The organism is Nocardia sp. Tas62D01 (genome assembly GCF_055232035.1).
The window spans coordinates 6,956,570-6,982,892 of the sequence record NZ_JBUYUZ010000001.1 but is presented as its reverse complement, the minus strand read 5'-3'; the positions used below and the strand labels follow the sequence as shown (position 1 = coordinate 6,982,892).

At 65.4% G+C, this 26,323-nt stretch carries 27 protein-coding genes and 2 pseudogenes; 15 read left to right on the top strand and 14 right to left on the bottom strand.

Annotated features, from left to right (window positions below):
* The first annotated feature begins 12 nt into the window (after nt 1-12).
* The gene (locus ACV7NQ_RS33395) at nt 13-954 is read left to right on the top strand and encodes a carbohydrate kinase family protein (RefSeq protein ID WP_463363193.1); all 942 of its coding nucleotides are present in this window, start codon (nt 13-15) and stop codon (nt 952-954) included.
* 92 nt (nt 955-1,046) lie between these two features.
* Here the strand turns inward: ACV7NQ_RS33395 and ACV7NQ_RS33390 are convergent, their stop codons facing one another.
* From ACV7NQ_RS33390 to ACV7NQ_RS33380, 3 genes are all read right to left on the bottom strand, one after another.
* Nucleotides 1,047-1,736 (bottom strand): hypothetical protein, encoded by a 690-nt coding sequence (locus tag ACV7NQ_RS33390; protein ID WP_463363192.1) that lies wholly within the window; start codon nt 1,734-1,736, stop codon nt 1,047-1,049.
* A gap of 187 nt (nt 1,737-1,923) precedes the next feature.
* Nucleotides 1,924-2,295: a hypothetical protein gene (locus ACV7NQ_RS33385; protein ID WP_463363191.1), complete on the bottom strand. Its 372-nt coding sequence runs from the start codon at nt 2,293-2,295 to the stop codon at nt 1,924-1,926.
* Nucleotides 2,292-2,660, bottom strand: coding sequence for a hypothetical protein (locus ACV7NQ_RS33380; protein ID WP_463363190.1), 369 nt, complete (start codon nt 2,658-2,660; stop codon nt 2,292-2,294). The genes ACV7NQ_RS33385 and ACV7NQ_RS33380 overlap by 4 nt, the downstream gene beginning before the upstream one ends.
* A 21-nt stretch (nt 2,661-2,681) precedes the next feature.
* On the opposite strand from ACV7NQ_RS33380, the gene ACV7NQ_RS33375 reads away from it, so the two are divergent.
* Nucleotides 2,682-3,275: a TetR/AcrR family transcriptional regulator gene (locus ACV7NQ_RS33375; protein WP_463363189.1), complete on the top strand. Its 594-nt coding sequence runs from the start codon at nt 2,682-2,684 to the stop codon at nt 3,273-3,275.
* 73 nt (nt 3,276-3,348) lie between these two features.
* Here ACV7NQ_RS33375 and ACV7NQ_RS33370 read toward each other — a convergent pair whose 3' ends face one another.
* Entirely contained in the window at nt 3,349-3,999 is a 651-nt protein-coding gene (locus ACV7NQ_RS33370) for an HAD family hydrolase (protein WP_463363188.1), read from the bottom strand.
* A 202-nt stretch (nt 4,000-4,201) separates the two neighbouring features.
* Here ACV7NQ_RS33370 and ACV7NQ_RS33365 point away from each other — a divergent pair, with 202 nt between their 5' ends.
* Nucleotides 4,202-4,876 carry a PaaI family thioesterase gene (locus ACV7NQ_RS33365; protein WP_463363187.1) on the top strand — a complete coding sequence of 225 codons (675 nt, stop codon included), beginning with the start codon at nt 4,202-4,204 and terminating at the stop codon, nt 4,874-4,876.
* 176 nt (nt 4,877-5,052) lie between these two features.
* Here the strand turns inward: ACV7NQ_RS33365 and ACV7NQ_RS33360 are convergent, their stop codons facing one another.
* The 4 genes and pseudogenes from ACV7NQ_RS33360 to ACV7NQ_RS33345 all read right to left on the bottom strand — a co-directional run bounded on the left by ACV7NQ_RS33360 (nt 5,053) and on the right by ACV7NQ_RS33345 (nt 7,656).
* Entirely contained in the window at nt 5,053-6,222 is a 1,170-nt protein-coding gene (locus tag ACV7NQ_RS33360; protein ID WP_463365911.1) for a sulfotransferase family protein, read from the bottom strand.
* A 4-nt stretch (nt 6,223-6,226) separates the two neighbouring features.
* Nucleotides 6,227-6,379 (bottom strand): annotated as a pseudogene (locus tag ACV7NQ_RS33355) (SDR family oxidoreductase); the annotation flags it as partial.
* Nucleotides 6,374-6,493 (bottom strand): annotated as a pseudogene (locus ACV7NQ_RS33350) (SDR family oxidoreductase); the annotation flags it as partial. The pseudogenes ACV7NQ_RS33355 and ACV7NQ_RS33350, both read right to left, overlap by 6 nt.
* Entirely contained in the window at nt 6,493-7,656 is a 1,164-nt protein-coding gene (locus ACV7NQ_RS33345; RefSeq protein WP_463363186.1) for a hypothetical protein, read from the bottom strand. The pseudogene ACV7NQ_RS33350 and the gene ACV7NQ_RS33345, both read right to left, overlap by 1 nt.
* 159 nt (nt 7,657-7,815) lie before the next feature.
* Here ACV7NQ_RS33345 and ACV7NQ_RS33340 point away from each other — a divergent pair, with 159 nt between their 5' ends.
* The 5 genes from ACV7NQ_RS33340 to ACV7NQ_RS33320 are packed head-to-tail and all read left to right on the top strand — an operon-like array spanning nt 7,816 to nt 13,074.
* The gene (locus ACV7NQ_RS33340; RefSeq protein WP_463363185.1) at nt 7,816-8,703 is read left to right on the top strand and encodes a helix-turn-helix domain-containing protein; all 888 of its coding nucleotides are present in this window, start codon (nt 7,816-7,818) and stop codon (nt 8,701-8,703) included.
* A gap of 32 nt (nt 8,704-8,735) precedes the next feature.
* On the top strand, nt 8,736-9,668 hold the full coding sequence (cysD, locus tag ACV7NQ_RS33335) for a sulfate adenylyltransferase subunit CysD (RefSeq protein ID WP_463363184.1): 933 nt from the start codon (nt 8,736-8,738) through the stop codon (nt 9,666-9,668).
* Complete coding sequence (gene cysC, locus ACV7NQ_RS33330; protein WP_463363183.1) at nt 9,668-11,506, top strand: adenylyl-sulfate kinase; 1,839 nt, start codon at nt 9,668-9,670, stop codon at nt 11,504-11,506. Before cysD ends, cysC begins: the two co-directional genes overlap by 1 nt.
* Nucleotides 11,507-11,551: 45 nt before the next feature.
* On the top strand, nt 11,552-12,940 hold the full coding sequence (locus ACV7NQ_RS33325) for an L-lactate MFS transporter (protein WP_463363182.1): 1,389 nt from the start codon (nt 11,552-11,554) through the stop codon (nt 12,938-12,940).
* Nucleotides 12,937-13,074 carry an MFS transporter small subunit gene (locus tag ACV7NQ_RS33320; protein WP_463363181.1) on the top strand — a complete coding sequence of 46 codons (138 nt, stop codon included), beginning with the start codon at nt 12,937-12,939 and terminating at the stop codon, nt 13,072-13,074. Before ACV7NQ_RS33325 ends, ACV7NQ_RS33320 begins: the two co-directional genes overlap by 4 nt.
* Before the next feature lie 30 nt (nt 13,075-13,104).
* Here ACV7NQ_RS33320 and ACV7NQ_RS33315 read toward each other — a convergent pair whose 3' ends face one another.
* Nucleotides 13,105-14,037 carry a MerR family transcriptional regulator gene (locus ACV7NQ_RS33315; RefSeq protein WP_463363180.1) on the bottom strand — a complete coding sequence of 311 codons (933 nt, stop codon included), beginning with the start codon at nt 14,035-14,037 and terminating at the stop codon, nt 13,105-13,107.
* Between the two features lie 45 nt (nt 14,038-14,082).
* On the opposite strand from ACV7NQ_RS33315, the gene ACV7NQ_RS33310 reads away from it, so the two are divergent.
* Nucleotides 14,083-14,268 (top strand): hypothetical protein, encoded by a 186-nt coding sequence (locus tag ACV7NQ_RS33310; RefSeq protein WP_463363179.1) that lies wholly within the window; start codon nt 14,083-14,085, stop codon nt 14,266-14,268.
* A gap of 33 nt (nt 14,269-14,301) precedes the next feature.
* On the opposite strand, the gene ACV7NQ_RS33305 is transcribed toward ACV7NQ_RS33310, so the two are convergent.
* The gene (locus ACV7NQ_RS33305; protein WP_463363178.1) at nt 14,302-14,904 is read right to left on the bottom strand and encodes a QsdR family transcriptional regulator; all 603 of its coding nucleotides are present in this window, start codon (nt 14,902-14,904) and stop codon (nt 14,302-14,304) included.
* A 110-nt stretch (nt 14,905-15,014) separates the two neighbouring features.
* Here ACV7NQ_RS33305 and ACV7NQ_RS33300 point away from each other — a divergent pair, with 110 nt between their 5' ends.
* Nucleotides 15,015-16,811 (top strand): acyl-CoA dehydrogenase, encoded by a 1,797-nt coding sequence (locus tag ACV7NQ_RS33300; RefSeq protein WP_463363177.1) that lies wholly within the window; start codon nt 15,015-15,017, stop codon nt 16,809-16,811.
* A 496-nt stretch (nt 16,812-17,307) separates the two neighbouring features.
* Here the strand turns inward: ACV7NQ_RS33300 and ACV7NQ_RS33295 are convergent, their stop codons facing one another.
* The gene (locus ACV7NQ_RS33295; protein WP_463363176.1) at nt 17,308-17,949 is read right to left on the bottom strand and encodes a TetR/AcrR family transcriptional regulator; all 642 of its coding nucleotides are present in this window, start codon (nt 17,947-17,949) and stop codon (nt 17,308-17,310) included.
* A 95-nt stretch (nt 17,950-18,044) separates the two neighbouring features.
* Between ACV7NQ_RS33295 and ACV7NQ_RS33290 the strand changes: the two genes are divergently transcribed.
* Together ACV7NQ_RS33290 and ACV7NQ_RS33285 are read left to right on the top strand one after the other, a co-directional pair.
* A complete protein-coding gene (locus tag ACV7NQ_RS33290; protein WP_463363175.1) occupies nt 18,045-19,400 on the top strand; it encodes a cytochrome P450 in 1,356 nt (451 codons plus the stop codon).
* 419 nt (nt 19,401-19,819) lie between these two features.
* Nucleotides 19,820-20,626, top strand: a complete 807-nt coding sequence (locus ACV7NQ_RS33285; protein WP_463363174.1) for an LLM class flavin-dependent oxidoreductase — start codon at nt 19,820-19,822, stop codon at nt 20,624-20,626.
* Between the two features lie 99 nt (nt 20,627-20,725).
* Here the strand turns inward: ACV7NQ_RS33285 and ACV7NQ_RS33280 are convergent, their stop codons facing one another.
* Nucleotides 20,726-21,334 carry an NAD-dependent epimerase/dehydratase family protein gene (locus tag ACV7NQ_RS33280; RefSeq protein WP_463363173.1) on the bottom strand — a complete coding sequence of 203 codons (609 nt, stop codon included), beginning with the start codon at nt 21,332-21,334 and terminating at the stop codon, nt 20,726-20,728.
* Nucleotides 21,335-21,699: 365 nt separating this feature from the next.
* A complete protein-coding gene (locus ACV7NQ_RS33275; protein ID WP_463363172.1) occupies nt 21,700-22,203 on the bottom strand; it encodes a MarR family winged helix-turn-helix transcriptional regulator in 504 nt (167 codons plus the stop codon).
* 593 nt (nt 22,204-22,796) lie between these two features.
* Between ACV7NQ_RS33275 and ACV7NQ_RS33270 the strand changes: the two genes are divergently transcribed.
* Both ACV7NQ_RS33270 and bfr read left to right on the top strand, forming a co-directional pair.
* Nucleotides 22,797-23,066, top strand: a complete 270-nt coding sequence (locus ACV7NQ_RS33270; RefSeq protein WP_463363171.1) for a (2Fe-2S)-binding protein — start codon at nt 22,797-22,799, stop codon at nt 23,064-23,066.
* Between the two features lie 61 nt (nt 23,067-23,127).
* Nucleotides 23,128-23,607 (top strand): bacterioferritin, encoded by a 480-nt coding sequence (gene bfr / locus ACV7NQ_RS33265; RefSeq protein ID WP_463363170.1) that lies wholly within the window; start codon nt 23,128-23,130, stop codon nt 23,605-23,607.
* A gap of 114 nt (nt 23,608-23,721) precedes the next feature.
* Here the strand turns inward: bfr and ACV7NQ_RS33260 are convergent, their stop codons facing one another.
* Nucleotides 23,722-24,042 (bottom strand): hypothetical protein, encoded by a 321-nt coding sequence (locus ACV7NQ_RS33260; RefSeq protein ID WP_463363169.1) that lies wholly within the window; start codon nt 24,040-24,042, stop codon nt 23,722-23,724.
* Between the two features lie 1,115 nt (nt 24,043-25,157).
* On the opposite strand from ACV7NQ_RS33260, the gene ACV7NQ_RS33255 reads away from it, so the two are divergent.
* Nucleotides 25,158-26,305, top strand: a protein-coding gene (locus ACV7NQ_RS33255; protein ID WP_463358517.1) for an IS3 family transposase whose coding sequence is annotated in 2 segments (ribosomal slippage) — nt 25,158-25,428 and nt 25,428-26,305 — 1,149 coding nt in all. Because the reading frame shifts where the segments join, the coding sequence is not laid out codon by codon here.
* Nucleotides 26,306-26,323: the final 18 nt, after the last annotated feature.

Genomic DNA, 26,323 nt, shown 5'->3' with positions numbered 1-26,323 from the left:
CCCGTCGTCGCGGTGGCGGGCGAGGCGCTGGTGGATCTGCTGCCCACCGGCGCGCCCGGGCGGTTCCAGGCGGTGCCGGGCGGCAGTCCTGCCAATGTCGCTGTCGGACTGGCACGTCTGGGCCTGCCGGTGCGCATGCTCGCCCGAGTCGGCGCCGACCCGCTCGGGCGACAGATCCGGAAATATCTGCAGGACAACGATATCCGTCTCGACCATGTGGTGGAAGCGACCGAACCGACATCTCTGGCGGTCGTCGATGTGGACCCGGAAGGCATGGCGCACTACGACTTCCGCATCGAAGAGACTGCCGACTGGCAGTGGACCGATGCCGAGCTGGACCATGCGCTGGACGACGGGGTGGTGGCCCTGCACACCGGGTCGCTGGCGCTGATGTTGCCGCCTGGCGCCGCCGCCCTGCTCCGCCTGGTCGAACGGGCGCGGCAGACCGCGACCATCTCCTATGATCCGAACTTCCGGCCCCAGTTGATGATTCGCGATGCCGCGCTCGAGCGGGTCGACACGATGCTGGGGTCGGCCGACGTGGTCAAGGTCAGCTCCGAAGACCTCGCCTGGCTGTACCCGCGGCGCGTACCGGAGGATGTGCTCACCGACTGGGCCGCCCGAGGCCCGGCCCTGGTCGTGGTCACCCTCGGCGGCGACGGCGCGCTCGCAGCCACCGCCGCGGACCCGACGCCGATCCATCGCCCCGGCAGACAAATTCGGGTGGTCGATACCGTCGGCGCGGGCGATGCCTTCTCCGCCGGCCTGCTCGCGGGCCTGCACCAGCGCGGGCTACTGGGGGCCGATCGCCGAAATGCGTTGCGCACCATGGCAAAAACGGACCTGACCGACATCCTCGATGAGGCAACCCTGGTGGCGGCGCTCACCTGTGGGCGCCGGGGGGCCGACCCGCCGAATGCCCTGGAGGTGCGCCGCCATTCGGCCTCAGGGTGAACTATTCGCTCGAGGCAGCGTCGATCGGGCCGCATCGTGCGGAAAGTGCACGCCCAGGCCGATATTCGATGAGACCGACCCGGGCGGCTCGATCAGTTGCTGCTCTGGCTGGGTTGTCCGGTGCCGCTGCCGAATTGACCATTGGGTCGTCCGAAACCGCCGGGTCCGCCGCCCATTTGGCCGTTGGGTCCGCCCGCCTGTCCGGGTCCGCCGGCCATTCCGCTGCCGTTCCGCCGCCCGGGACCGCCGTTCATGCCATCGGCCTGGTTCGCGCTGCCCTCGCTGATTGCGGTGACGGTAGCAGTGTTGTCGGATTGAGTGGCCTGAATGCTCACGGTATCACCGACTTTCACCGACGAGGCGCCCGTGGTGGACGAGGTGATGGTGTAGGTCTGGGAGTAGTTGTCGGTGCTCTTGGCGGTGATCGAGTCGGCCGACACCGCCGTGACCGTACCGGTCTGGGTCAGCTCGGTGCGATAGCCGCCGTTGCCGTTGGAGACGACGAACTGGCCATGCAACGCCCCGGGCAGGCCGCCCGCGCCGACTCCATTTCGGCCGGGCGCGCCGTTCATGCTCATACCGGGACCACCTGGACCGCCCGGCCCACGATCGCTGCTGGAGTGGCCGGACGCGGCGTAGATGACGCCGCCGCCCACCGCTGCGATCGCCGCCGCGACGCCGAGGGTGGCCAGTGCCTTCTTGGTCGACCAGGACGATGCCGGAGGTTGGGGCGCGCCCCAGGTCTGTTCGGGGCCGGACGGTTGCTGGACGGGGTTCGTCATGATCGGGTGCTCCTCTGCGGTGAACGAACGGTCTGGTGCAGCGACGTGGTCGTCGCGCTCGGTCCCACCGTGATCGGCGAATGTGGGTGTGCGCTGTGGGTGGTGTCAGGGTTGGCTGTGGGCTCGCCCGCGCTGGGTGTCGGCTGCGTGATCGCTGTGCTGCCAACCTGATGCCCGACGAACCGGGTCAGCGCCGCCCAAGGACTTTTACTGGGTGATCCCGAGTGCGGCAGACGGGTCCGACACGTCCGGCGACCAACGTGATGTGCCTGCCGAGGACGAAGGACACCAGCTCGAACTGGGACATGAACCGTTGTCCCACCGCGAGTTCGGTGAGTTCCGGGTCACGGCGGCGCGGACTGCGGCGACCGAAGTGGTCGAGCAGGTCGTAGCTATACGGCGCCACCCGCAGCTGACACAGCCAGGTGTAAACCACATTCGGCGGCGCCGCGATGCTGATGGCCCGATCCGCCTGCACCCCAACGGGTTCCAGCTCGTCGCATGGCAATGGATGCTCGCGTTCGGCTTCGGTCGCGCCCCAGACCAGTCCGGGAATCACGCCGCGGCAGCGATTCGACGTAGCATGCCGCGAACCACGATCTTGTGCCCACCGGTGCCGATGACGAGGGCTCGGTAGATCTTCCCGTGCGGGCCCGGGAAATCCCCCCAACTCTGCGCACGGACCCGAGTGCGACCCGGCCCGTCCTCGTCGAGTTGGAAAACCAGCTCATACCGCGAGAACCAGTGCCGCCCCTTCAGCGCCAGGCGCGCGGGCGGTTCGGCCGAGTCGAGCACGAATCCGGTCGGCACCGTCGACGGATCGGCCGGGTCCTTGCAGACTACTTTCAGCAACCCCTGCCACGCCCGGTTCCGATTCGCGTCGACCGTTGTGGCATGTTCATCAATATAGGACAATCGCTCCATATAGAAGGAACGTACTAGTAAATGGCCCCGCCCCGCAAGCACGACACTGATGTGATCCTCGACGCAGCACGCGCCCTGGTGCTCGCCGAAGGACCCCGCGCTGCCAGCGTCGCGGCCATCGCCGCCGCGAGCGGCGCCCCCGTCGGCACGCTCTACCACCGCTTCGGTAACCGCAACGGCGTCCTCACCGCCGCGTGGCTGCGCGCGCTGGAACGCTTTCAGAGCGGCGTCATGACCGCCGCCGACAACCCTGACCCGGTCGAGGCAGGCGTCGCGATGACGATGGCCGCGGTGCGGTTCGGCCGCGAATTACCCGACGACGCAAAGCTTCTGCTGAACCTACGTCCCAGCGACCTGCTCGACGGCGGCCCTGACGAGGCGTTCCGCGCCCGCCTCGCTGGCATGAACGCCCCACTCATCGAGCACCTGCGCCGCATCGCCCGCGGTCTCTTCGGCGCGGACGGCGACCGCGAGATCGACGCTGTCAGCCGCGCCGTCGTCGACCTCCCCTACGCCGCCCTGCGCCGCCACGCCCACGCCCCCGAACTCCCGGACTGGCTCGACACCGACCTCGCCGCCGCCGCCCGCACACTGCTGGCGTCCTACCGGCGCTGAACGGTACATGAGCGAGGGCGCCTCTCGGTCGCCGCAGCCATGTCCCGCTCGGCGGACAGGGCCGGGCTCGGATTTACCCGGCGACGAGGTCGGGGGTCAGTTGGTCGAGGCCGTCGATGACGTGAGCGGCCAGGGCGAGCGCGTCCGGGGCCGGCGGGTACTCGGGGCGTGGGGCGGCGATCACCCGCATACCCGCCGCGTGTGCCGCGCGCAGCCCATTGCTCGAATCCTCCACGGCCGCACACTCGGTAGACTTCTGCCGCATAAAGCCCGCGACGGCCACGTACACGTCCGGTGCGGGCTTGCCGCGATCGACCTCTTCGGTCGAGAACGTCACGTCGAAGAATTCGATCAGCCCGGTGCGGCCGAGCACGACGTCGATCAGGGTGCGCGGCGAGGAACTCGCCACACCGAGGGGCCACTGCTCACTCATCCGCTGCACCGCCTCGACGGCGCCGGGCAGCAGGGGCACCCCCTGGTCGTAGTGGTCGGCCATCCGCTCGATCACCTCGTTGGCCACCGTATCGGGCGATTCACCGACGCCGAGCTCGCCGCTCAGATAGTCCGACCATTCCTCGGTGCTCATGCCCATCAGCCGCTGCTGCGTGTCGGGTAGCCAACGTCCGCCCTTTTCGGCGACGTAGGCGCGCCGGACCCGTTCCCACACCGGCTCGGAATCGATCAGTACGCCGTCCATATCGAAGACAACTGCCGTAATACGCATCAGCACAAAGCCTTTCGCCAGCCACGCTGGTCGGCGACCGAATCTATCGGCGCCGACGGTGTCGAGGGTTCTTCGGAAGACCAGATGGACGAGCATCGTAACCGGACTCGTGTACGACTCGATTTGCATGCCCCGGGAAACGGCGTGGCACTAACAGCCCCGCCGCGCGAGTATTTCCCGGGCAACCGATAACTTGTTCTACATGAACGAACAGCAGGCCGGTGACTCGCTGCCGAACGAGCAGCACCACGAGGGCGGGTTCCGGCCGATGTCGGAGCTGATCAACGCTCACGACGAGCAGGACATCGATATCACCCGTGGCGGTCCGTACTACGGCGAGTTCATCGAGCAGGTGCGCGGCCTGATGGACCGTGCGCGGCTGGCCTCTCCGTCCGATGAGCTGGCCTTGGAGACGATCGGCGTCCTCAAACAACTCAACGACAAGCTGGACGCGGCGATCGTGGACGAGTGGTCCGCACCGACCTTGACCCGGATCGACCTGCCCGCCCGCGGCAACATCACCCTGCCGCCATTCGTGATCGACCATGTCGACCGGGACGGCGTCGACGCCAGCATCACCTTCCGCACCTTCCACCTGGGCGGCAACGGCGCCGCGCACGGCGGGCAGATCGCCATCGGTTTCGACGATCTACTCGGCATGGCCGCCGCGGTGCACGCGGGTGCGGTGACCAGAACCGCCTCACTCACCGTGGACTACCGGTCCATCACCCCGCTCAATACCGAGCTGACGGTGCGCGCCTGGACCGAACGCCAGGAGGGCCGCAAGGTCTTCGTACGCGCCACTCTGCACGACGGTGAGCGGCTCTGCGCCGAGGCGCACGGCCTGTTCATAGTCCTCAAACCCGGGCAGCCGTAAGGCAGTAGTTCACTGGATCCGGCCTCGAGCGCGCGGTGCCGGCTGGTATCCACGGCCACAGCTCCGGCACGCCGTCCGGGATGATCCCCACCGATATGGTGGTAATCCCACACGACGGTGCGGCCCATCGGCGTGAAACTTGGTGGGCTGGAACACTGCCCGACCCACCAATCTGCTCACTTGCCTGGGAAGTGTTCGCTTCGGTAGTCCGCGAAACGGGCGTCCACCTGGTCGCTGGTCAGCCCGAAGTCCTCCAGTGTGTATCGATGCGCAGGCCGCGCCGCACCCGAGGTGCTCGCCGAATGCAGTGCCGCCATGGCGGATTCGGCTTCCTGGCTCAATGACAAATCGAAGTGCTGATAGATCGAGCCGACTGTGCCGATCGGGTCTGCGACGAAATCGTCGTAGTAGACGTCGCAGAACTGAGCGGCGTTGTGGTGCTTGCGGTCCGCGAGGCACCGATCCGCTCCCCTGGCCCACAGATCCAACTGCGCCGCACCGACAACGGGACCACGGAACTTGTCCGACCAACCCTCCGTCGCCTTCTCGTTCAGGCTGCACACCGAGCCGATGATGGTCCGCGGATCCCGATGCATCTGAATGACCAGCGCATCCGGGTACATCGCGAAAATCGCGTCCAGCGCGAACAAATGGCTCGGGTTCTTCAAGACCCACCGTCGTCCGGGGTCCGGCAGTCCGATCAGCTGCAGGTTGCGCCGATGCCTGTGGTAGGCGTCGGTCCAGTCCTGCTCGCGCAACCATTCGGAGTAGCCCGGCAGATACCCCAGGCATTCGTAGGACACCGACATGGCCGACTGCCGCAGCAACTGCCAGCACTCCTCCACCTGGTCGGCCGACATATGGTGCATGCCCATGAGTTCCGGGTGTTCTACGTGATGCTTCTCGAACACGGCCTCGATGCGCTGGTAGGCCGGATTGTCCGCCCACGTCTCGCACGGCGGCCGCGGCTGCGGCATCTCGGTCAGCCACATCTCCAGGCCCTGGTGCGCCGGGTCCGCGGTGAGCAGCCGGTGCACCGCCGTCGTGCCCGAGCGAGGCAGTCCGGTCACGAAGATGGGTCGCTCGATCGCCACCTCGGCGTGTTCCGGAAAACGTTGCCACGCCGACTCACTGAGCAGCCGCGCGATCAGCGCGCCACGCAGGAAGGCCCGATTCATCTTGTTCCCGAAGGGCGTCAGCTGCGCGTCCTTGGCGTAGGACTCGAGCAGCACCTCGAGCCCCTCGCGGTAGCCGTCGTCCCCGAAGTCGTCGAGCCCGACGACCTTGGTCGCCGAGGCGTGCAGATCGTCGATGGTGCCGACGTCGTCTCTGCCGATCACGGTCATCTCCTCAGTGGTGGTATTCGCCGCCGTTGACATCGAGGCACGCCGCGGTAATCGCCCACGCTAGGTGCGAGGCGAAAAAGACCACGGCGTCGGCGATCTCATCGGGTTCGGGAAGCTTTCGCAGATCAATGGTTTCGGCGGTTTCGGCGTGCGATTCGGTGCGCGAGGCGAGCACCACGTCCGCACCAGCGCGTGCACTCTGCACCGCGATCGACCGACCAAGCCCCCGCCCCACTCCGGAGACCACAACGACCTTGTCCTGCAACAACATCAGCCCAGCATCCTTTCCGCCACGGCGACCTGCCGTGCCGCGATTCGCGCCCGCCACTGCTCCGGTGTGACTCGCGCCTGCTCGTAGAACGGAAGCCGCTCCGGCAGTTCGGCGAATGACAGCACCTCCACCGTCGGCCCGTCTTCCGGCTTCATCTCCCGGGCCAGCCGCTGCCAGCGGAACTGCACATACCCGCGCGCATGGCCGGTGCGTTCGATCCAGTTCGCCAAGCCGGGATCACGCTCGCTGACCACGAGCCGGATCATGCCGTCGGGATCCACCTGCGCCTGATCGGCGTTGAGGCTGGTCTGGTGGTTGATGTAGTCCAGCGACAGATACCACATGCTGCCGAGCTGGAAACCCTGATAGGGCGCATCGGATTTAGGCACCGTGATGATCAAGACCTGGTCGTCGTCCAGCTCGTAGTGGCCCGCCGAGGAGAACTGCGTGGTGAGTCCGCCCGGGGTGGACCTCGGCTCGTTCATCGTATTGACCGGCAGGTTGAGGTAGAACCACTTCGGGAAAGCCAAGAAGGTATTGAGCCGCGACACCAGCATCCTGCCCGCCACGCCGTAGCGCTTGGCCAGTAGATCCTTCGTCAGCGGCGGCGGCGCGTCACCGATCTTGTCCACCCGCTGGATACGCACCGTGCCGGGCTTCTCCGCGGCCCAGTCGCTGTAAATCTCGCGAATAACGAGCATGGCGGAGTCCGGGGCGAGGTGCACATAGCCGGGGCGCGCTTCGCCGGGACCGAGGCGCAGTTCGTAGGAACCGTCCGCGGCGACCTCGATCGAGCGGTCGTCGAATGCGGTCAGGCTGTCGGGCACGTCCACCGGCGAATAGTCGCCGTTGAGCACCTGGAAGCTCAGGTCGCGGGTGGTGCCGCGCTTGCCGGTCACCACGTATTCGGCGTCGGGTCGTAGATACGAATGGAAGTAGAGGGTATCCGGGTTGTCCAGACCCATTTTCGTGTACGGCCCGGTGGACTGGACGAAGAATGGAAAGTCCCGCTCATACGCCCATGCCATCTGAATGGCCGCGCGAATGCTGCCCGCGAGGTAGTCGTAGCCCTCGACGAGATCCTGTTCGGTCCGGATGTGTGGTGCGCCGATGATGATCTCCTCGGCGGCGGCGATGGCGTCCGCGAACGGCTGTGTAAGCAAGAGGCTTCTCCGACCCTTCCGAGCGACCTGCAAGCAGTCGCTACGGCCCTTTCGAGCGACCTGCAAGCAGTCGCTACGGTTGATCCAGGTGTTCCAAATACGTACCACTCTGGTACATTTCGATAGGAGCAAGATTAGAACGTGTTCTAGGAGTGGTCAATGGTTGCCCGTAGATCCGCCCCCACCCAGCGGGTGGTCCAAGTGCTGGACTTCTTCGTCGAGCAGCGCGGCAAACGCTTCGGCCTGTCCGAACTGGCCCGCGAGCTGGAGCTGGCCAAACCCACCTGCCTCGGCATTCTCACCGAACTCAGCGCTGGCGGTTACCTGGTTCGCGACACCCACACGCTCACCTACGGTCTCGGACCTGCGCTGATCGCCGCGGGCCGGGTCGCGCAGGACAGCTTCGCCATCTCCGCTATCGCCCGCAACGAGCTGGAGGAACTCACCGCGGAATACCGCACCACCTGCACCGCGTCGGCCGTGGTCGGCGAGCAGATCACGGTGCTGGAGAGCACCGGACCCGGCATGGTCAAGGTCGGCGCGTCGTACCTGTTCGCACCGCCAGTGGGCCTGATGTACGTGCTGTGGGATACCGCCGCGGCCTTCGACGCCTGGCTGAGCAAGCCGTCGACGGTGCCGCTGCGGCAGGACGAGACCCGGTTGCGGCGGGTGGTCGCGGAGTGTCGCGAGCGCGGCTACCTGGTGGAAAGCCTCACCGGCACCGGCCGCCGCTTGTACTCCTTGTTGGCTGGAGTCGCCGCCCGTGACCTGCCCGAAGAGATGCGCGAACTCGTCGGCGAGTTGGTCACCAGCCTCGGTGAACGGGTGCATCTGGGCACCGACCTACGACCGCGCAAGGAACATCCGGTGAGTCTGCTTGCGGCGCCGACCTACGGCGGCGACGGCAGGCAGAACATGGTGCTCACCATGTACGTCGGCAGCTCCATCACAGGCGCCGAAATCGCCCGTCGCGGCGCCGCGCTGGTGGCCGCGGCCGATGCGGTGACCGACGCGTCCGGCGGACGCAAACCGCCAGCACCCCATTGACCATTAACCGAAACGTGTTCTAGTTTTGGGACGTGAGCCAGTACGCAAAGTCGACTGCGAGCACCTACGAGCTGCCGCACCTGGACGCGCTCGAGGCCGAGTCGGCACACATATTCCGTGAAGTCGCAGCGACATTCGAGCGGCCGGTTTTGTTGTTCTCCGGCGGCAAGGATTCGGTGGTGATGCTGCACATCGCCGCGAAAGCCGTCTGGCCCGCACCGCTGCCATTTCCGGTCATGCACATCGACACCGGGCACAACTTCGACGAAGTCATCGAATTCCGCGATCGCACCGTGGAACGACTGGGCCTGCGGCTGGTGGTCGGCCGGGTACAGCACGATATCGACTCGGGTCGCGTGGTGGAGGATACCGGCCCTCGCTCCACCCGAAATCGCTTGCAGACCAGCACCTTGCTGCGTTCCATCCGGGAGCATTCATTCGACGCGGTATTCGGCGGCGCGCGCCGGGACGAAGAAAAAGCGCGCGCCAAGGAGCGGGTGTTCAGCTTCCGCGACGAATACGGTCAGTGGGATCCACGCAACCAACGACCCGAACTCTGGAACCTCTACAACGGCCGCCACCGCGCGGGCGAACACATCCGAGTGTTCCCGCTGTCCAACTGGACCGAGCTCGATATCTGGCACTACATCGCCGCGGAACAAATCGAACTCCCGCCGCTGTACTACGCGCACCGCCGCCCGGTTGTGCAGCGCGACGGAATGCTGTTGGCGCACACGCGTTTTCTCGAACTACTCGACGGCGAGCAGCCGTATGACACCACGGTGCGGTTCCGGACGGTCGGCGATGCCACATGCACCGGATGCGTGGAATCGACGGCGGCCACCCCCGACGAGGTGGTCGTCGAGGTCGCCGCGACCCGCGTCACCGAGCGCGGCGCCACTCGCGCCGACGATCGAATTTCCGAGGCAGGCATGGAAGACCGCAAGCGAGAAGGTTACTTCTGATGAGCACGACAATCCTGTTGCGCCTCGCCACCGCTGGCAGCGTCGACGACGGCAAATCCACCCTGATCGGGCGGCTGCTGTTCGACTCCAAGACGATCTTCACCGACCAGCTCGCCGCCGTGGAACGCACCAGCCGCGATCGCGGCGACGACTACCCGAACCTGGCCCTGCTCACCGATGGCTTGCGTGCCGAACGCGAACAGGGCATCACTATCGACGTGGGGCACCGCTATTTCGCCACGCCCCGACGGAAATTCATCATCGCCGATACCCCGGGCCACATTCAGTACACGCGCAATATGGTCACCGGCGCTTCGACCGCTGATCTGGCGCTGATCCTGGCGGACGCACGCAAGGGCATCGTGGAGCAGACCCGGCGGCACGCCTTCCTGGCCAGCCTGCTCGGCATCCCGCACCTCGTGCTGTGTGTGAACAAGATGGATCTGGTCGGCTGGTCGCAGCAGCGCTACGAGGAGATCCGCGACGAATTCGCCCAGTACACGACGAAACTCGACGTCGCCGACCTGGCCTTCATCCCGATGTCGGCGTTCACCGGCGACAATATCGTGCACCGCGGCACCAGCATGCCCTGGTACGAGGGCTCTCCCCTGCTGCACCATTTGGAAGAGGTGCACATTGCCTCCGACCGAAATCTCATCGACGCGCGGTTCCCGGTGCAGTACATAACCCGAAGGCACGCCCAGGATTTCCGTGGCTATGCGGGCACCATCGCCGGCGGCGTCTTCAAGCCCGGTGACGAAGTGACCGTGCTGCCCTCTGGATTCAACAGCAGTATCGCGGCGATCTGGGGCCCCGGCGGCACTCCAATCGCGGAGGCGTTCCCGCCGCAGGCGGTGACCATCCAGCTCGCCGACGAAATCGATATCGCACGTGGCGATTTGATCTGCCGTCCGGCCAACCGGCCGCACGCGGGCCGCGATATCGACGCGATGGTGTGCTGGTTCACCGAGGAGGCAGATCTCACGCCGGGCGCCACCTACACCATCCGGCACACCACCCGTACCGTCACCGCCGAGGTCCGAACCCTCGACTACCGCCTGGACGTCAATACCCTGCACCGCGACGAGACCGCGGAGTCGTTGTCGCTCAATGAGATCGGACGCGTCCAGCTGCACACCCGCCAGCCGCTGCTTTTCGACCCTTACCGCCGCAACCGCACCACCGGCAGCTTCATCCTCGTCGACGACACCACCAACAACACCGTCGCCGCAGGCATGATCACCGGACCGACCCTGCCGTCCTCCCGCGTCGTCTGGCACTCGACCGCCGTCGGGCGCGACGAGCGCCCGACTCGCGGCATGACCGTCTGGTTGACCGGCCTCTCCGGGTCCGGAAAGTCCAGCGTTGCAGTCGAACTCGAACGCAGACTGGTGGCGGCAGGCCGCCCGGCCTTCCTCCTCGACGGCGACAACCTGCGCCACGGCCTCAACGCCGACCTCGGCTTCGCCGCCGTGGACCGCGTCGAGAACGTCCGCCGCGTCGGCGAGGTCGCCCGTCTCTTCGCCGAAGCCGGTACGGTAGCGGTGGTTTCGCTGATCAGCCCGTACCAGGCCGACCGCGAACGGGCCCGAGCCGCCCACGAAGCGGCGGGCATCGACTTCATAGAAGTCTTCGTGGACACTCCGCTGGAGATCTGCGAAGCCCGCGACCCCAAGGGCATGTACGCCAAGGCCCGAGCGGGTGAGATCCGCGGCTTCACTGGCATCGACGACCCGTACGAAGCCCCCACCGACGCCGAGTTGGTGTTGCGACCCGGCGATGGCGATCCCGCTGCAATGGCGGCCACCATCCTCGAAAAGTTGGCCGATCTGGACTGACTGGGGCAATATGACCGCGACACTGCTACACGTGGAGATCTCAGCATGACCGCAGCAACCGAAGTCAAGTCCGTGGGGTATTCCCGCATCATCGCACCACCGGGTTGGAGCCGCTGGCTGGTTCCGCCCGCCGCGTTGTCCATCCACCTCGCCATCGGGCAGGCGTACGCATGGAGCGTCTTCAAGCCGCCGCTGGAAAAGGCGATGCACGTCTCGGGTACCGGCAGCGCGCTGCCGTTCCAGCTCGCCATCGTGATGCTCGGCCTGTCGGCAGCATTCGGCGGCACCCTCGTCGAACGCCGCGGTCCGCGCTGGGCGATGACGGTTTCCCTGGTGTGCTTCTCGTCCGGCCTGCTGATCTCCGCGCTCGGCGCGGTGGTCGGCGCATATTGGCTCATCGTCCTCGGGTACGGGTTCGTCGGTGGGATCGGGCTCGGCATCGGCTATATCTCACCGGTCTCCACGCTGATGCGCTGGTTTCCCGACCGGCCAGGCATGGCGACCGGGTTCGCCATCATGGGCTTCGGCGGCGGCGCGCTGATCGCGTCGCCGTGGGCAACCGAGCTGCTCACGGATTTCGGTATGGACCATACCGGCATCGCTGCGACCTTCCTGGTCATGGGCCTGACCTACGCGGTGTTCATGTCGGTAGGCGTGCTGCTCGTGCGGGTGCCGCCGCCCGGTTGGCGGCCAGCGGGCTGGGAGCCATCGGCGAAAGTCACCAAGCTGATCAGCGGCAACGACGTCGCCGCGAAGGACGCTATCCGCACCCCGCAATTCTGGCTGCTCTGGATCGTGCTGTGTTTCAACGTCACCGCAGGCATCGGCATCCTGGAGAAGGCAGCGCCGATGGCGGTGGACTTCTTCAAAAACACCTCGACTCCCGTGACGGCCGCCGCTTCGGCGGGCTTCGTCGCGGTGCTCTCGGCGGCGAACATGGGCGGGCGCATCGGCTGGTCCTCGCTGTCGGACCTGATCGGCCGCAAGAACATGTACCGGATCTATCTCGGCGTCGGTGCGCTCGCCTATGTGCTGGTCTGGTCGGTTGGCCAGACGAATAAGCCGGTCTTCATCCTCGGCGCCATGGTGGTCCTGTCCTTCTACGGTGGCGGATTCGCGACGGCTCCGGCGTATCTCAAGGATCTGTTCGGGACGTACCAGGTCGGCGCGATCCATGGTCGACTGCTCACTGCCTGGTCGGTAGCGGGCGTCGCCGGGCCCTTGATCGTCAACGCCATCGCGGACTCCGGCCAGCAGCACGGTAAGACCGGGTCGGCGCTCTACGGGCCCTCGTTTGCCATCATGATCGCACTGCTGTGCGTCGGCTTCGTCGCCAACGAACTGATTCGCCCGGTCGCGGCGAAGTACCACCGGCCGGTCGTCGCGCCGACCGTCGTCGCACCGACCCCCGTCGCAGAGGGAGAACCAGCATGAACCAACCCAACCGGACCGAGGCCGCCCCGGCCCAGCGTATTCCGCTGCTGATCTTTTCCTGGCTGTGGGTCGCCGCGCCGTTCGCCTACGGCGTCGATCGCCTGATCGTGAACCTGGTCAAGCTGTTCCATTGAGATCAGGCGATCGGGTCCGCCCTAGCTCGGTCAGTCGGTTGCGCGTAGCGCTGCGCTGAACCAGGCGAACACCAGTGCCAGACTCGGCAGGGCGGGCCAGCCGTTGATGACGGCAAGCAGCTGCCAATACCGTTCGGCCCGAATATCTCCCGCGACTTCGAGGCGAGTCAGCAGCCAGCGGCGCAGTTCCGCGTCATCGGGTCGGCCGAAGGTCTCGGCATACCGTGCCGCGAGCTCCGCGACGATGGACTGAGCCGCCGCCGAATCCGGGGCGACATCCGACGCCACCGCGGCGCCGACCCGGTCCCGCACCACCTCGGTCAATTCGTGGTGCAGACCGGTGGTATCGCCCTCCGCTCGTTGCGCCGCTTGGTATTCGGCCATGCGCCGCACCGCCGTGCGGAAGTCCGGGTCCTGGGTGAGCTCGCCGAGTTCCACCCACGCCTGGATTTGCGCAGGTTCCGGATCATCGGGCAGCTCCGGCATGGCGGCGCGAATCATCTCGACGAACTCCGGGTTCGCGTCCGCGGTCGCGAACGTGTCATCGACAAAGTCGCTGATCAGGCGCCGACGCTCGGCATCGGAGAGCTTGACGAGTTTGTGCATGAGTTCCATCTCCTCAGGGGTAGGGTCCCGCTCGGCAATCGCCCGTAACACCGTGCGCCGCAACCGAAGCGTGCGAATCTGGACTTCGATCGCCTCGGCATGCGACGCCGCCACCTCGGGCACCGACCTCGTCCGATCCAGCACCTGCCGAACCGCCGGAAGGTGGATTCCCAATTCACGCAACGTCCGCACCAACTGCAATCGAGCAAGCGCCGCGGAGTCATAGAGCCGATAACCGGCGGGACTGTAAGTGGTCGGCGGCATAACACCGGAATCGGAGTAGAACCGAATCGTCTTGACCGAAAGCCCGGTCCGCTCGGCCGTCACCCCGATCGAATAGAGCGTGTCGCCGTCCATGCCCCTACCCTCCTGCCTCCCCTATGTGGAGACTCAAGCAGTGTGATGCGAGCGCTGGTGGGGCAGGTGGGTGTTGCGCGGCTCGCCGAGTTGCTGCCCGTACCGCGGCCCGTCCTGTCGCGCTGGCTGCCGGAGTTCGCCGACGCCGACGAGAAAGCCACTGCCACGGCCGTCGGCGGCTCCGTATCCGCGGGCGACGCTGCCTCACCACACGCAGTGGGTCAACACTGAGGCTGGTGATGGCGAACACCCAGGAGCAGTGATTCAGTGCGGCTCCGGCTCCAAGCCGAGGATGACCACCAGCACGTCACGGAGTCGCCCGACATCGCCCCGAATGCCCGTCACCGCATCCTGATACAGAAATGCCTCGATGAGGCGAACCAGCGCGTAGGCGAAAGTGGCTGTGTCCAACCGGTTCTCGTAGCCCTCCGCGACGGCGGCATCGAGCAATTCCGCGACCGCGGCGACGACCCTGGGCTGCACCGGCCCATCGCTGGTGGTAATGATCCGGCCGGCGGTGGCCCGTTCGGTGGCGATGAAATACCGATACGGTTCGCTGCGCGCGAGCCAGCGCGCCACCCGGTCCAGCATCCACAGCACCCGCCGCGCGCCGATGCCGGTGCTACGGGTGCGTGCCTCCTCGACCACGCGATTGAACTCGGCCACCATCACCGCGCCGAGCAAGCCGTCGCGCGATCCGAACCAGCGGTAGATGGTCGCCCGCGACAGCCCGAGCCCGGCCGCGATGGCCTGCACATCGACCCGCTCGGACGCCAGGAACTGCGCGCTCGCCGCCGCCAGCACCTGATCCTGGGTCGCGGCGGCGGGCCGACCGACGGGCCGGGCGGCGCCCGAGGTAGCAGTCATCCCAGCCCTGGGAGAAATTCGCGACACATACGTAGTAACGTACCAAATCAACCTGGGCGAGCATCGCGTCCGCCCGTACCTCGGCTGTGCGACCGCGAGAGGATGTGCCCGTGCGCTCGACGTTGATCTCCCGCAGAGACCTGGATTTCCTGCTCTACGAATGGCTGCGGGTGGAGGGGCTGACCGCGCTACCGCGGTTCACCGAGCATTCGAAGGACACCTTCGACGGCTTCCTCGACCTGTGCGAGGACCTGGCCACCCGGCATTTCGCGCCGCACAACAAGCTCAATGACGCCAACGAGCCCACCTTCGACGGCGAACGGGTGACTATCATCCCGGAGGTGAAGGCCGCGATCGAGGCGTTCACCAAGGCGAATCTGATCGGCGCCGCGATGGACGAGGAAATCGGTGGCCTGCAACTGCCCGCCACCGTCGAGGCGGCCGGGTTCTGCTGGTTCCAGGCGGCCAATGTGGGCACCACCGGCTACCTCTTCCTCACCGTCGGCAATGCCAATCTCCTTGCCGCGCACGGAACTCCGGACCAGATCGACCGTTTCGTCAAGCCGATGGTGGAGGGCCGATTCACCGGCACGATGTGCCTGTCCGAGCCGCAGGCGGGTTCCTCGCTTGCCGATATCGTCACCCGCGCCGAACCGCAATCCGACAGCACCTACCGGCTTTTCGGCTCCAAGATGTGGATCTCCGGCGGCGAGCACGAGCTGACCGACAATATCGTGCACCTGGTACTGGCCAAGATCCCAGGCGGACCGGCGGGCACCAAGGGCATCTCGCTGTTCATTGTCCCCAAATTCCTTGTGCAGGAGGATGGTTCGCTCGGACCGCGCAACGATGTGGTGCTGGCGGGCTTGAACCACAAGATGGGCTACCGCGGAACCACCAATACCGTGCTGAATTTCGGTGAAGGCAAGCACACACCGGACGACGCGCCCGGCGCGGTCGGCTATCTCGTCGGCGAACCGCATCGTGGGCTTTCCTACATGTTCCACATGATGAACGAGGCCCGCCTCGGTGTCGGCCTCGGCGCAACGGCGTTGGGCTACACCGGATATCTCAAATCGCTCGACTACGCCAGACAGCGCAAGCAGGGACGTTCGGTCACCGCCAAGGACCCGGCCGCGCCGCAGGTGCCGATCATCGAGCATGCCGATGTCAAGCGAATGCTGTTGGCGCAGAAGGCTTATGTCGAGGGCGCCCTCGGCTTGCTGCTGTACTGCAACCGGCTCGTCGATCTGGAACGCACCGCCACCGATCCGGATACCAAGCGCGCGCACACGTTGCTGCTGGAAATCCTGACCGGCGTCGCCAAGAGTTGGCCCTCGCAGTGGTGTCTGGAGGCGAACAACCTCGCCATCCAGGTGCACGGCGGCTACGGCTACACCCGCGAATACGACGTCGAACAGCACTACCGCGACAACCGCCTCAACCCGATCCACGAGGGCACCCACGGCATCCAGGGCCTGGACCTGTTGGGCCGCAAGGTAATCCAGCACGATGGCGCCAGCCTGCGGCTGCTGGCCGCGCAGATCGAACAGACCGTGCTCGCGGCGACGGAAGCCAGCGGCGAGTGGACCGAGTTCGGTGGCCAGCTCGACGCGGTCTGGCAGCGCCTGCTCACCGTCACCGGCTGGATGTTCGGCTCCGGCGACATCGGCGCGGCCATGGCGAATTCCAGTGTGTACCTGGAGGTATTCGGCCACGTCGTGATCGCCTGGATCTGGCTCGAGCAGGCGCTCGCCGCCTACGGTCGCGACGGCGACTTCTACGAGGGCAAGCGCGCCGCAGCCCGCTACTTCTTCCGCTACGAACTCCCCAGGACCACACCCCAACTGGACCTGCTGGAGCTGATGGACCGCACCACCTTGGACATGCAGGACGCCTGGTTCTGACGCCGCGCAAAGGGCGCGCTCAGCGCAAGCCGTGCTCCCGGTCGGACCGCAGGGCGGCGAGTTCGTACGCGTCGTGCTGTCCTGTCTCATCCAAGGTGAGGCACGGCTCACGGACCCGAGGCATCCAGCGAGAGTCTCACCAAATTGAGCACCCGTAGCCGTCTTCATGGCCCGATCGTTGGGACGATCCGGCGATTTGCCTCATGATCAGTGAGACGGCGTGCAGTTCGGGCTGTCTCGCATATCTGAGGCACCGCAGCTCAGTGCGCTGATCATGCCTCACATGCAACGAGACAGGACACGTGCGCACAGAACGGACCCAGGTCCAGGTCGATCATCGCGACACCTGAGTCAAGACCAACTGCGAGCCCTCCATCCACAGCAGCGAGGCTGAGTGCGCCACCACGCGGCGCAGGCCTACCATTCCGGCCGCTGCCCGACGTATTCGACGATCCGGATCCAGGTCTTCCCGATAGCCAGAATTACATCGGTCGGCTCAGCGATGGTCGGCGTCGTCGCGTGCGGCGTCGACCGCCGCGACGTACAGATGCGCCAGTTCCTCGATGTACTCCTCGCGCGGGAGATCGATGCCACCGCTGAGCCATTGGGCGGCGGCGTGCGCCTGGCCGCCGACGATGATGTGGGCGGCGAGCAGTAGGCGGGTGTGGCGGCGGCCGGTGAAGGTACCGTGCACGATTTGGGCCTGGTCGGCGGTGTACTCGGCGAATTTGCGCACGGAGTCGGCTTTGCGTGGCGCGACGACTTCGTTGCCGATCGCCTCGGTGAACAGACGGGCCTTGCGCGGATCGCCGGTGAAGTAGTCGACGAACACCTCCATGGCGGCACGGGCACGCAGGAACAGGTCCTCGGGTTCCGCTTCGACCGCGGTGCGCGCCTGCGCGAAGAACTCGTCGAACATGGTGTCGAACAGCGCCACCAGCAGGTCTTCCCGACTGCTGAACTGCTCGTAGAAGTAGCGCTGGGTAAGTCCGGCGCGCTCGCAGACGGCCGTCATCGTCAGCTTCACGACGCCGTTCGTGCCGACCTCGTCGAAGCCTGCGTGGATGAGGTCGGCGCGCCGCTGCGCCAGCCGATCCTCGGCGCTGACCCCCCTGAAGGGGCGGACAACCGATGCCATATCCCAATCTTGACACACGGTCATGTCAAGTTCAGACTTTAACGAAAGTTGACATGGATCACAGTCAGCTTTCGCCCTCGCCGTGGAGGAACCCGATGACGACCTTTCTGAGCAGCCCGCCGACCGCGCCGCCGAAGGGCAGCGGCCTGCAATCCGTCGCCGGAGCGGGCGGGCTACCGCTGATCGGGGAAAGCTATGTGATGCTGCATCATCCTCGCGAATGGGCGCGCAAACGTTACGAGCGCTACGGGCCGGTGTCCTGGACGACGGCCTTCGGCAGGCAGATAATCGTGCTGCTCGGTCCGGACGCGTGGGACATACCCATGGCCAACCGCGACAAGACATTCGGCAGCGGACCGGCGTGGGACTACATCATCGGCCCGTTCTTCCGGCGCGGCATCATGCTGCTCGATTTCGAGGAACATCTGCATCACAAGCGAATCATGATGCAGGCCTTCACCCGATCCCGCTTGACCGGCTACCTCGATGCGATGAATCCGACCATCACACGGGGCCTGGCGGGCTGGGCAGCATCGGACTCCTTCCGCGGCTACCCGGCCATCAAACAGGTCACCCTCGACATCGCGACCAGAACCTTCATGGGCGCGGCCCTCGGCGCCGAATCCGATTCCGTGAACCAGGCTTTCATCGACTGCGTGCGCGGCGGCACCGCCTACCTTCGCTTTCCGATGCCGGGACTGCGCTGGTCGCGCGGGCTGCGAGGGCGCAGGGTGCTGGAGCGGATGCTGCGAAAGCAGTTGCCCGCCAAGCGCTCCGGAGATGGTGACGACCTGTTCAGCGCGCTGTGTCACGCGCGCACCGACGACGGGCAGAGCTTCACCGACGACGACGTGATCAACCACATGATCTTCCTGCTGATGGCAGCGCACGACACGACAACCATCACGATGACCACGATGATGTACTACCTCGCCAAACACCCCGAGTGGCAGCGGCGCTGCCGCGCGGAGAGTGCGACGCTGGGCGCGCCCGTGCTGGACTACACCACCCAGGAACAGCTGACCGCCCTCGACCTCGTCATGAAGGAATCCCTGCGCCTACTGACCCCGTTGCCGCAGATCCCCCGAGCCGCGGTCGCGGACACCGTAATACTCGGCCACTTCATCCCCGCGGGCAGCTTCGTCACGGTAATGCCGCAGTTCACCCATCAAATGAGCGAATACTGGCCCGACCCAGACCGTTTCGACCCGGAGCGCTTCTCCGAGGCCCGCCGCGAAGACAGAGTCCACAAACACGCCTGGGTCCCTTTCGGCGCGGGCGCCCACAAATGCATCGGCCAATACTTCGGAGGCATGCAGGTCAAAGCCTTCATGCACCAACTGCTCCTACAGTTCGAGTGGACCATCGCCCCTGGCTACGAAATGCACTGGGACAGAACGTCACTCCCCCGCCCGAAGGACGGTCTGCGGATTCAGCTACGTCGGCGCTGACCGGCCTCAATGGACACTTTCGCCCAGGGACGCGCGATTCCTGACGCTGTGGGGCGAAAGTGTCCGCCTAAACGCACGGTTCACCTGAACTCCGGAAACTGTCCGAGGCAGCCTTGTTCGCAGCGTCAGAACCAGAGCAACTGTTCGCCCGTACGCTCACGCGACACCACCTGGGCATCTGGCCAATCACCCGGTCGGCCCGTATATCTGCGTTTTCATCGATCAGCGATCGCGTACGATCGCCGAGATCGACGGACGCGAATTCCGCAGCGAAGCAAGCGTATTCCGCCAGGACCGGCGACGACAGAACTGGCTGGACCGGAACACCCTGAGCGCTTCAGACATAAGGCTGAGCAATCCAACCATTGGAGCGCTCAGCACACTCGCCTGGCGTCGAAGCCAACACGAGAGGATGATCAGTGACCATTGAGATTGGCGTAATCTTGCCTACTTCCACGCCTGATCCGCAGCACCCGATCCTGGGGGATGTGCGGGCGAGTGCACGATTTGCGGAAGAGGTGGGGCTCGAATCGGTGTGGTCTACCGACCATCTCATTGCGAGTGCGCCGATGTTGGACAGCACCGTCACGCTGGCTACGGCGGCGGCGGTGACCGATCGGGTTCGGATCGGGTTCAACGTGATGCTGCTGGCATTGCGGCCGACGGCGTGGGCGGCCAAGCAGATCAGCACGCTGCAGTATGTGTCCGGGAATCGGGTCATGCTCGGTGTCGGGACCGGGAATCCGGCGCATGGGGATGTCGGGTGGCGGGCCGCCGGAATGTCGTTCGAGGACCGGGGTCGGCGGACCGACGAGGCATTGCGGGTGCTGCCCGGTCTCGTCACCGGACAGTCGACGACATTGGCGGACGGACTCGAGGTGACGCTGTCTCCGGGTGCGGCGATGCCGCCGGTGTTGGTGGCGGGCAACGGGAATCGGGCCCGCCGCCGCGCGGCCGCTTACGGTGACGGGTGGATCACCCTGCAGACGGGTCCCGATCAGCTGGTCGGAGAGATCGCCGAATTGGGTGAGCTCGCCGCCGAGCACGGCCGTCCGACGCCCGCGATAACCGTTGTCGCCCCGTCGTTGTCGGCCGATTTCGCGCAGGCCGCGCAGCAGGTGTCCGCCTACGCGGCCGCCGGGGTCGAGCGGGTCATTCTCGCGCCGACCGGGTCGGACTGGCAGCGAGATTATGAGCATGCGGCGAAGCTGCGTGCCACGCAATAAGTCGGGATGCCGAGTGGCTATCTGGCCGCCGTGGACACTTTCACCTCCGCACAACAGATTCCTGTGCATTTACGCTGAAAGTGTCCGCGACACCAGCGCTCACCGATCGGCGATCACCACTACCCCGCTGTCCGCCTCGAGCAACTCCATGGTGCGGGCAGCAGCATCATTGACATGCACCCGCGGCTCAGCGGGCAACTCCGCCTCGTAATACGTTCCCAGACCATAGAACTGGCCGTACTTCACGACCACCCCTTCGACGCCCAACACTGCCGCCTCGTGGTCGCGAATCGCCTCGCCACGCCCGGCCGGCTCCCACGCAATGCTCTGCGCGAGAAACCTTTTCGCTCCGGCAGCCCGCGCGGCGGCCAGCAGATTCTGCGTCCCCTCGGTGCGGATCCGCGCGTTCGCGCCCGCGAGTTCCGCCAGCAGCGCGGCGTCGTCGGGCAGATCGGTGAGCTGGTGCATCACCAGGTCGGGGCGGAAGTCGACGACTGCGGCGGTCAGTGCGGCCAGGTCGTAGACGTCGCAGACAACCGGCTGCGCGCCCGCCGCGCGCACCTGCTCGGCCTTGTCCGGCGAACGGGTCATGCCCGCCACCTCATGCCCCGCCGCAACCAACAGGGGCAGCAGCCGTGTTCCGATAACGCCGGTCGCGCCGGCCAGAAAGATCCGCAAAACCAGACTATCGACCCACCGCGCCGCCACCCGCAGCAACTTCCTAGGTCCGTTCGCACTGACCATGTTGCTGCTGCCGCTACTACGCCGGACGGAGTAACCGCGGGTCGCGACGATAAGCGGCGGCACCGCGTTCTACGGCCGCATCCATTTCGACGATCTGCAACACGAACGCCGCTACAGCCCGAACGGTCCTACGCCCAGTCGAAGCTGGTCGACCTAATGTTGACGCTGCGTCTGGCCGACATCAGCACCGAACGCGGCTGGAATTTGCTGAGCACCGGCGCCCTGGCTACACACGCGTGGTCCACCGAACCTCCGGTAGTCCAACGCCAGGCCCCAGGTCCTCGATTGCCTGAGCGGAGTCGATCGGCGCGGGCACGCGCTTGCCCTGCCTACCGCTCCGGGCGCTCGGTGACGATGGTGTCGAGTCGTCCGCCCAGCTCATTGACCTGGTCGCGCAGCGCGATGATTCGTTCCAGCGGGTAGTCCACGGCGGCGAGGACGGTCTCGATCATCGCTTCGGCCTGGAGTTGCAGCGCCTGGCCTGCCTCGGTGGCGCGCAGTTCGACGGCACGGCGGTCCTGTGCGCTGCGGACGCTTTCGACCAAACCGTGGGCCTGTAGCCGCTGGATGAGCGGCGAGACGGTGCCATAGTCCAGGCGAAGTTGTTCGCCGAGTTCCTTCATCGTCATGGCGGGTCGCTCCCACAGCGCGAGTAGCGCGAGGTACTGCGGGTAGGTCACCCCCATCGCGTCGAGGAAGGGCCGGTAGGCCGCAGTCATCGATCGGGACGTGGAGTACAGGGCAAAGCACAGCTGTGCGGCGAGCAACAGGAGGTCGGGGGTAACGGCCGCTCCGACACGCACCACGGGTGTGGGATGCGCTTGTTCAGGCATTCAAACACTTTACTGCAGCGAACTTGCTGCTGTTCACGTGCTAATACGCTGTCCGCGAAACGAGTTGGCGATCGGGCGGCTCGCCGGTTGCTCGCTGTGCGCCGGGGGTGGGCATGGCTGAGGCCAGAATCATTCCGGTTATTCCGCCGATGCCAGACGGGCACGCCGGGCCGGGTCGCGTTGCCAAGGGCGTCTCGAGCCTTCCGCTGGCGCCGGTCCTGCCACCGCGTCATTCGGGCAGGCAGAGCTCTGTATTCGATATTCGCTCCGTCGATGTCGACGGTCGAGTGGTCGACAGGTTCGTCGGGGACGCCTTGGGATGGCAGTCGGGCGACGGCCTGCATTGGCGGATCTGTGGCGGCATCGTCGTCATCTCGTCGGTCAGGGTCCGCGGCGTGCGGGTCCAAACGCTAAACACTCGCAATGGGCTGCTTGCCTCGAGCTGAGCGAACTCGCTCGCAAACCCATCTGCCCGATCCCGAACCCGAACCCGAACCAGTCGGTCAATGAGCTGGGCCGCAATAGCACTTTCCAACTGGATTAGGTGAGGCTAAGCTAGTTCTAGAGATTCCACCGAATTATGCGAGGCTACCGTGTACGTGTGTATTTGCAACGGCGTCACCGAGGACGACGTGCGGAGTTGCGTTGCAGCAGGCGCGTACTCGACCAAGCATGTCAAAGAGGCCTGCGACTGGAGGCCGGGCTGCGGCTCCTGCACGGGTCGCCTTGCTGGTTTGCTCCGTGAAGCGCACTGCGGCGCCCAGTTGACAATGGATGCGATCGCCGGCCTCCCGTTGTCGCCCTCGGAGGTCTCCGGCCGTCTATCCCAGCTTCATCAAGGGGCCGAGTCCCCGGCAGCCTGAACTTTCAGACACGTCCTTCGGGGAAGGTGTATCGCGGGACCCTTCATGCCACCATGTTCGGATGGAAGGCGACAAGGACGTTGTGGCGCTGCTCAATGAGCAGTTGACTGCTGAACTCACCGCGATCAACCAGTACTTCCTCCACGCCAAGATGCAGGAAAACTGGGGCTATGCCAAGTTGGCCAAGCACACTCGGTACGAGTCGATCGACGAGATGAAGCACGCGGAAAAACTGACCGATCGGATCCTGTTCCTAGACGGGCTGCCCAACTACCAAAAGCTCAATCCGTTGCGCATCGGCCAGACCGTTCCCGAGCAGTTAGCAGCCGATTTGCAGATCGAGATGGAGGCAGTCACCCGGCTCCGCGGTGGCGTCGAGCTCATGCGTTCGCGTGGCGACATGACCTCGGCTCGGATCTTCGAGGAGATCCTGGAGGACGAGGAGAAGCACGTCGACTACTTGGAGACCGAACTCGGCCTCGTCGAGGCCCTGGGCGAGCAGCTCTACCTCCAGCGCTTCACCGATACGCCGGAGGATTGACACGCACGGTCCGGAGGCTCTCGGCCGGTTCGTGACGCAAGTGGTGAGTATTGCCGTCGATGGGGTCTTATTGGGCGGACACCGATAGGCGATGCTTATGGCTTCGGTGGCCCTTCACGCCGGCAACTCGCATACGTGTGCGTGGCCGCGAGCGGCCATCACATCGAGCAGGCACATACGCGGCGTCGCCATCCCTGTCAGGTGCCCGCACAGCGTGAACACTATGTGTGCCTCTGCGCGGCGACACTCATCTATCAGATCTATGAATGCTTGCGGCAATGTCGCGTTCTGCGGCGCCCGTTCTTGGAAGACGGCCGCGAGTTGGTATCCACGTTCGCGAGCGAAGGCCTGCAACCGCTGCTCGCAGGTGATCAACTCACATCCGGCAAGATCCAACCGGATGTAACCGTACGCCAACGGCAGGTTCACACTCATTGGTTGCCGCCCCGGCTCCGAATGGACGCCAGAAGCTGAACAGTATGGGAGCCACACGCCGTGGTGCGGCCGCGGCCCTGGCAACCGCTACGACGGTGTGGCAGGTATGGAGCCAGGGCCAGGCAGCTCGGCACCTCCACCTCGAGAGGGTATGGCTGGCTGTGCCTGCGCCGTACTCGGAACAGATACCCACCCTGCAACCCCAAGAAAACCAGACCCCCGCGCAGCGTGTAGAACAACATTCGTCTCAACCTCGCATCGTTCTGATAGATCGTCACCGGTCGGCTCGCAGACCGTGCCGACTCAGTGACTCGAGCGGTCAATCGAGACCAGCATGGCTGACTACATGGCAGCCTTAGCATCGGTAGCCTGTAGGTAGCCATCCTCGCCGGGCTGTGGCGGCCTTCCAAAGCCGGTTGTCAAAGCTACTGGTCGACGGCGGAAATGTTGCGGGTGGCCAAAGTATTGGCGCTGCTCGATGATTTGCGGTGTCGGAGCCATGACCTTGGCGCTAACCGTCAGCGATCAGGTTATCCGGCGGTATCACAGACGTCCGTCCGTGTCGGGTTCATCGGTCACCTCAGGGCGGTGATGCTGCCGGTGGAGGTGGTGCTGGTGGCGTGTCGTTGATCGCGAAAGGCCCGCGTCCGAATCCGACTACCTAAATGACCAGCGGTGCTCGCCTGATGTCGATCCCGCCGTGAGGTTGATGCTGGCCCGATTGGGCCGGATTGTCCCGGCCGATGATGTGTCCTCACGTCGGCGGGAGCCGATCGAGGCTCGGCTTGTCGACACTGTCTGCCCGCCGACCGAAGAGGTACGGCGCGGCACCGCCGGCACAATGCTCGATAGCGAGATGGCTTGATCGCGCAGCTCCAGCGGGAAGACTTCACTGACCTGTGAGATTGGTCGAGAGCGTGCCGGCCGCGGTGAAGCAGATGGGCCGGGGAAACCGTATCCCTGATGAGCACTGGTATTCAGGACACGTTGGGCCGATTGTTGTCCGTATTCCAGGTTCTGCCGACAGATGACCCTGGCCCGTCCCCAATGAATGAGACCGCTCGGTATTAGAGTCCTGTTGGCCCTGGTAGGGGCCAGAAGGGACGATTGGGATCATGGCTGGAGGACGGAAGCGGCATTCCGCGGAGGAGATCGTGCGGAAGCTGCGCCGTGCCGATGAGCTGGCCGCGGCCGGTAAGTCGGGCGAGGAGATCGCCGCAGAGCTGGAAGTGTCGGCGGCGACGTTGTACAACTGGCGCCGCTCTTACGGCGGTATGGATACCGATGCGGCGAAGGAGCTCAAGGAGCTGCGGGAGCAGAATTCCCGGCTCAAGCGGCTGCTGGCCGAGGCGGAGCTGGAAAAGGACGCCCTGCGGGAGATCAGCCGGGGAAAATTCTGAGCCCAGCGTCCAAGCGCCGTGCCGTCGACATGCTCACAGCAGTGAAGGGCGTGTCGGAACGGTTCGCGTGCAAGGTCGTTGGGCTTGCTCGTTCGACGTATCGGCGGCTGCCCCTCGCGCAGACCCCGGATGATCCGGACGCCGGTTTGCGGGCCTGGCTGCGCTCGTATGCTACGAAGAACCCGTGTCACGGGTTCCGGCGGGCGTGGGCGCGGTTGCGGTTCGACGAGGGCAGCTCGGTGAACAAGAAGAAGGTGCATCGGCTCTGGCGGGAGGAAGGGCTGCAGGTGCGTGAGCACCAGCCGCGTAAACGGGCCGGCGTTTCGTCGATGCCGCCGGTCGATGCGGATGCACCGAAGGTGGTGTGGGCGTTGGATTTTCAGTTCGATTCCACCATCGACGGCAGAGCGGTGAAGATCGCGTCGATGGTCGATGAACACACCCGTGAATCACTATTGCATCTGGTTGAACGCTCGATCACCGCCGAGCGGCTCGTCACCGAGCTCGAGAAGGTCTTCACCACTCATGGTGGGTCGCCGACGGTGTTGCGGATGGACAACGGGCCGGAAATGATTTCCCATGCGCTGCAACAGTTTTGCGCAAACCGGGTCGGGATCATCTACATCCCACCGGGCACGCCGTGGAATAACGGATTCGTCGAATCGTTCAACCGTCGGCTGCGCAAAGAATGCCTCGACCGGAACCACTGGACAAGCCTGCTCGAAGCCCGCGTCGTCATCGGCGACTACAAGGTAGACCACAACCGACGACATCGACATTCGGCGCTGGGCTATCTGACCCCGGCCGAGTACGCTGCCCGCTGCAGCCACAGCCACCACCCGGTGGCCTGCGGCATCAACTGAATACGGATCGAAAACAAC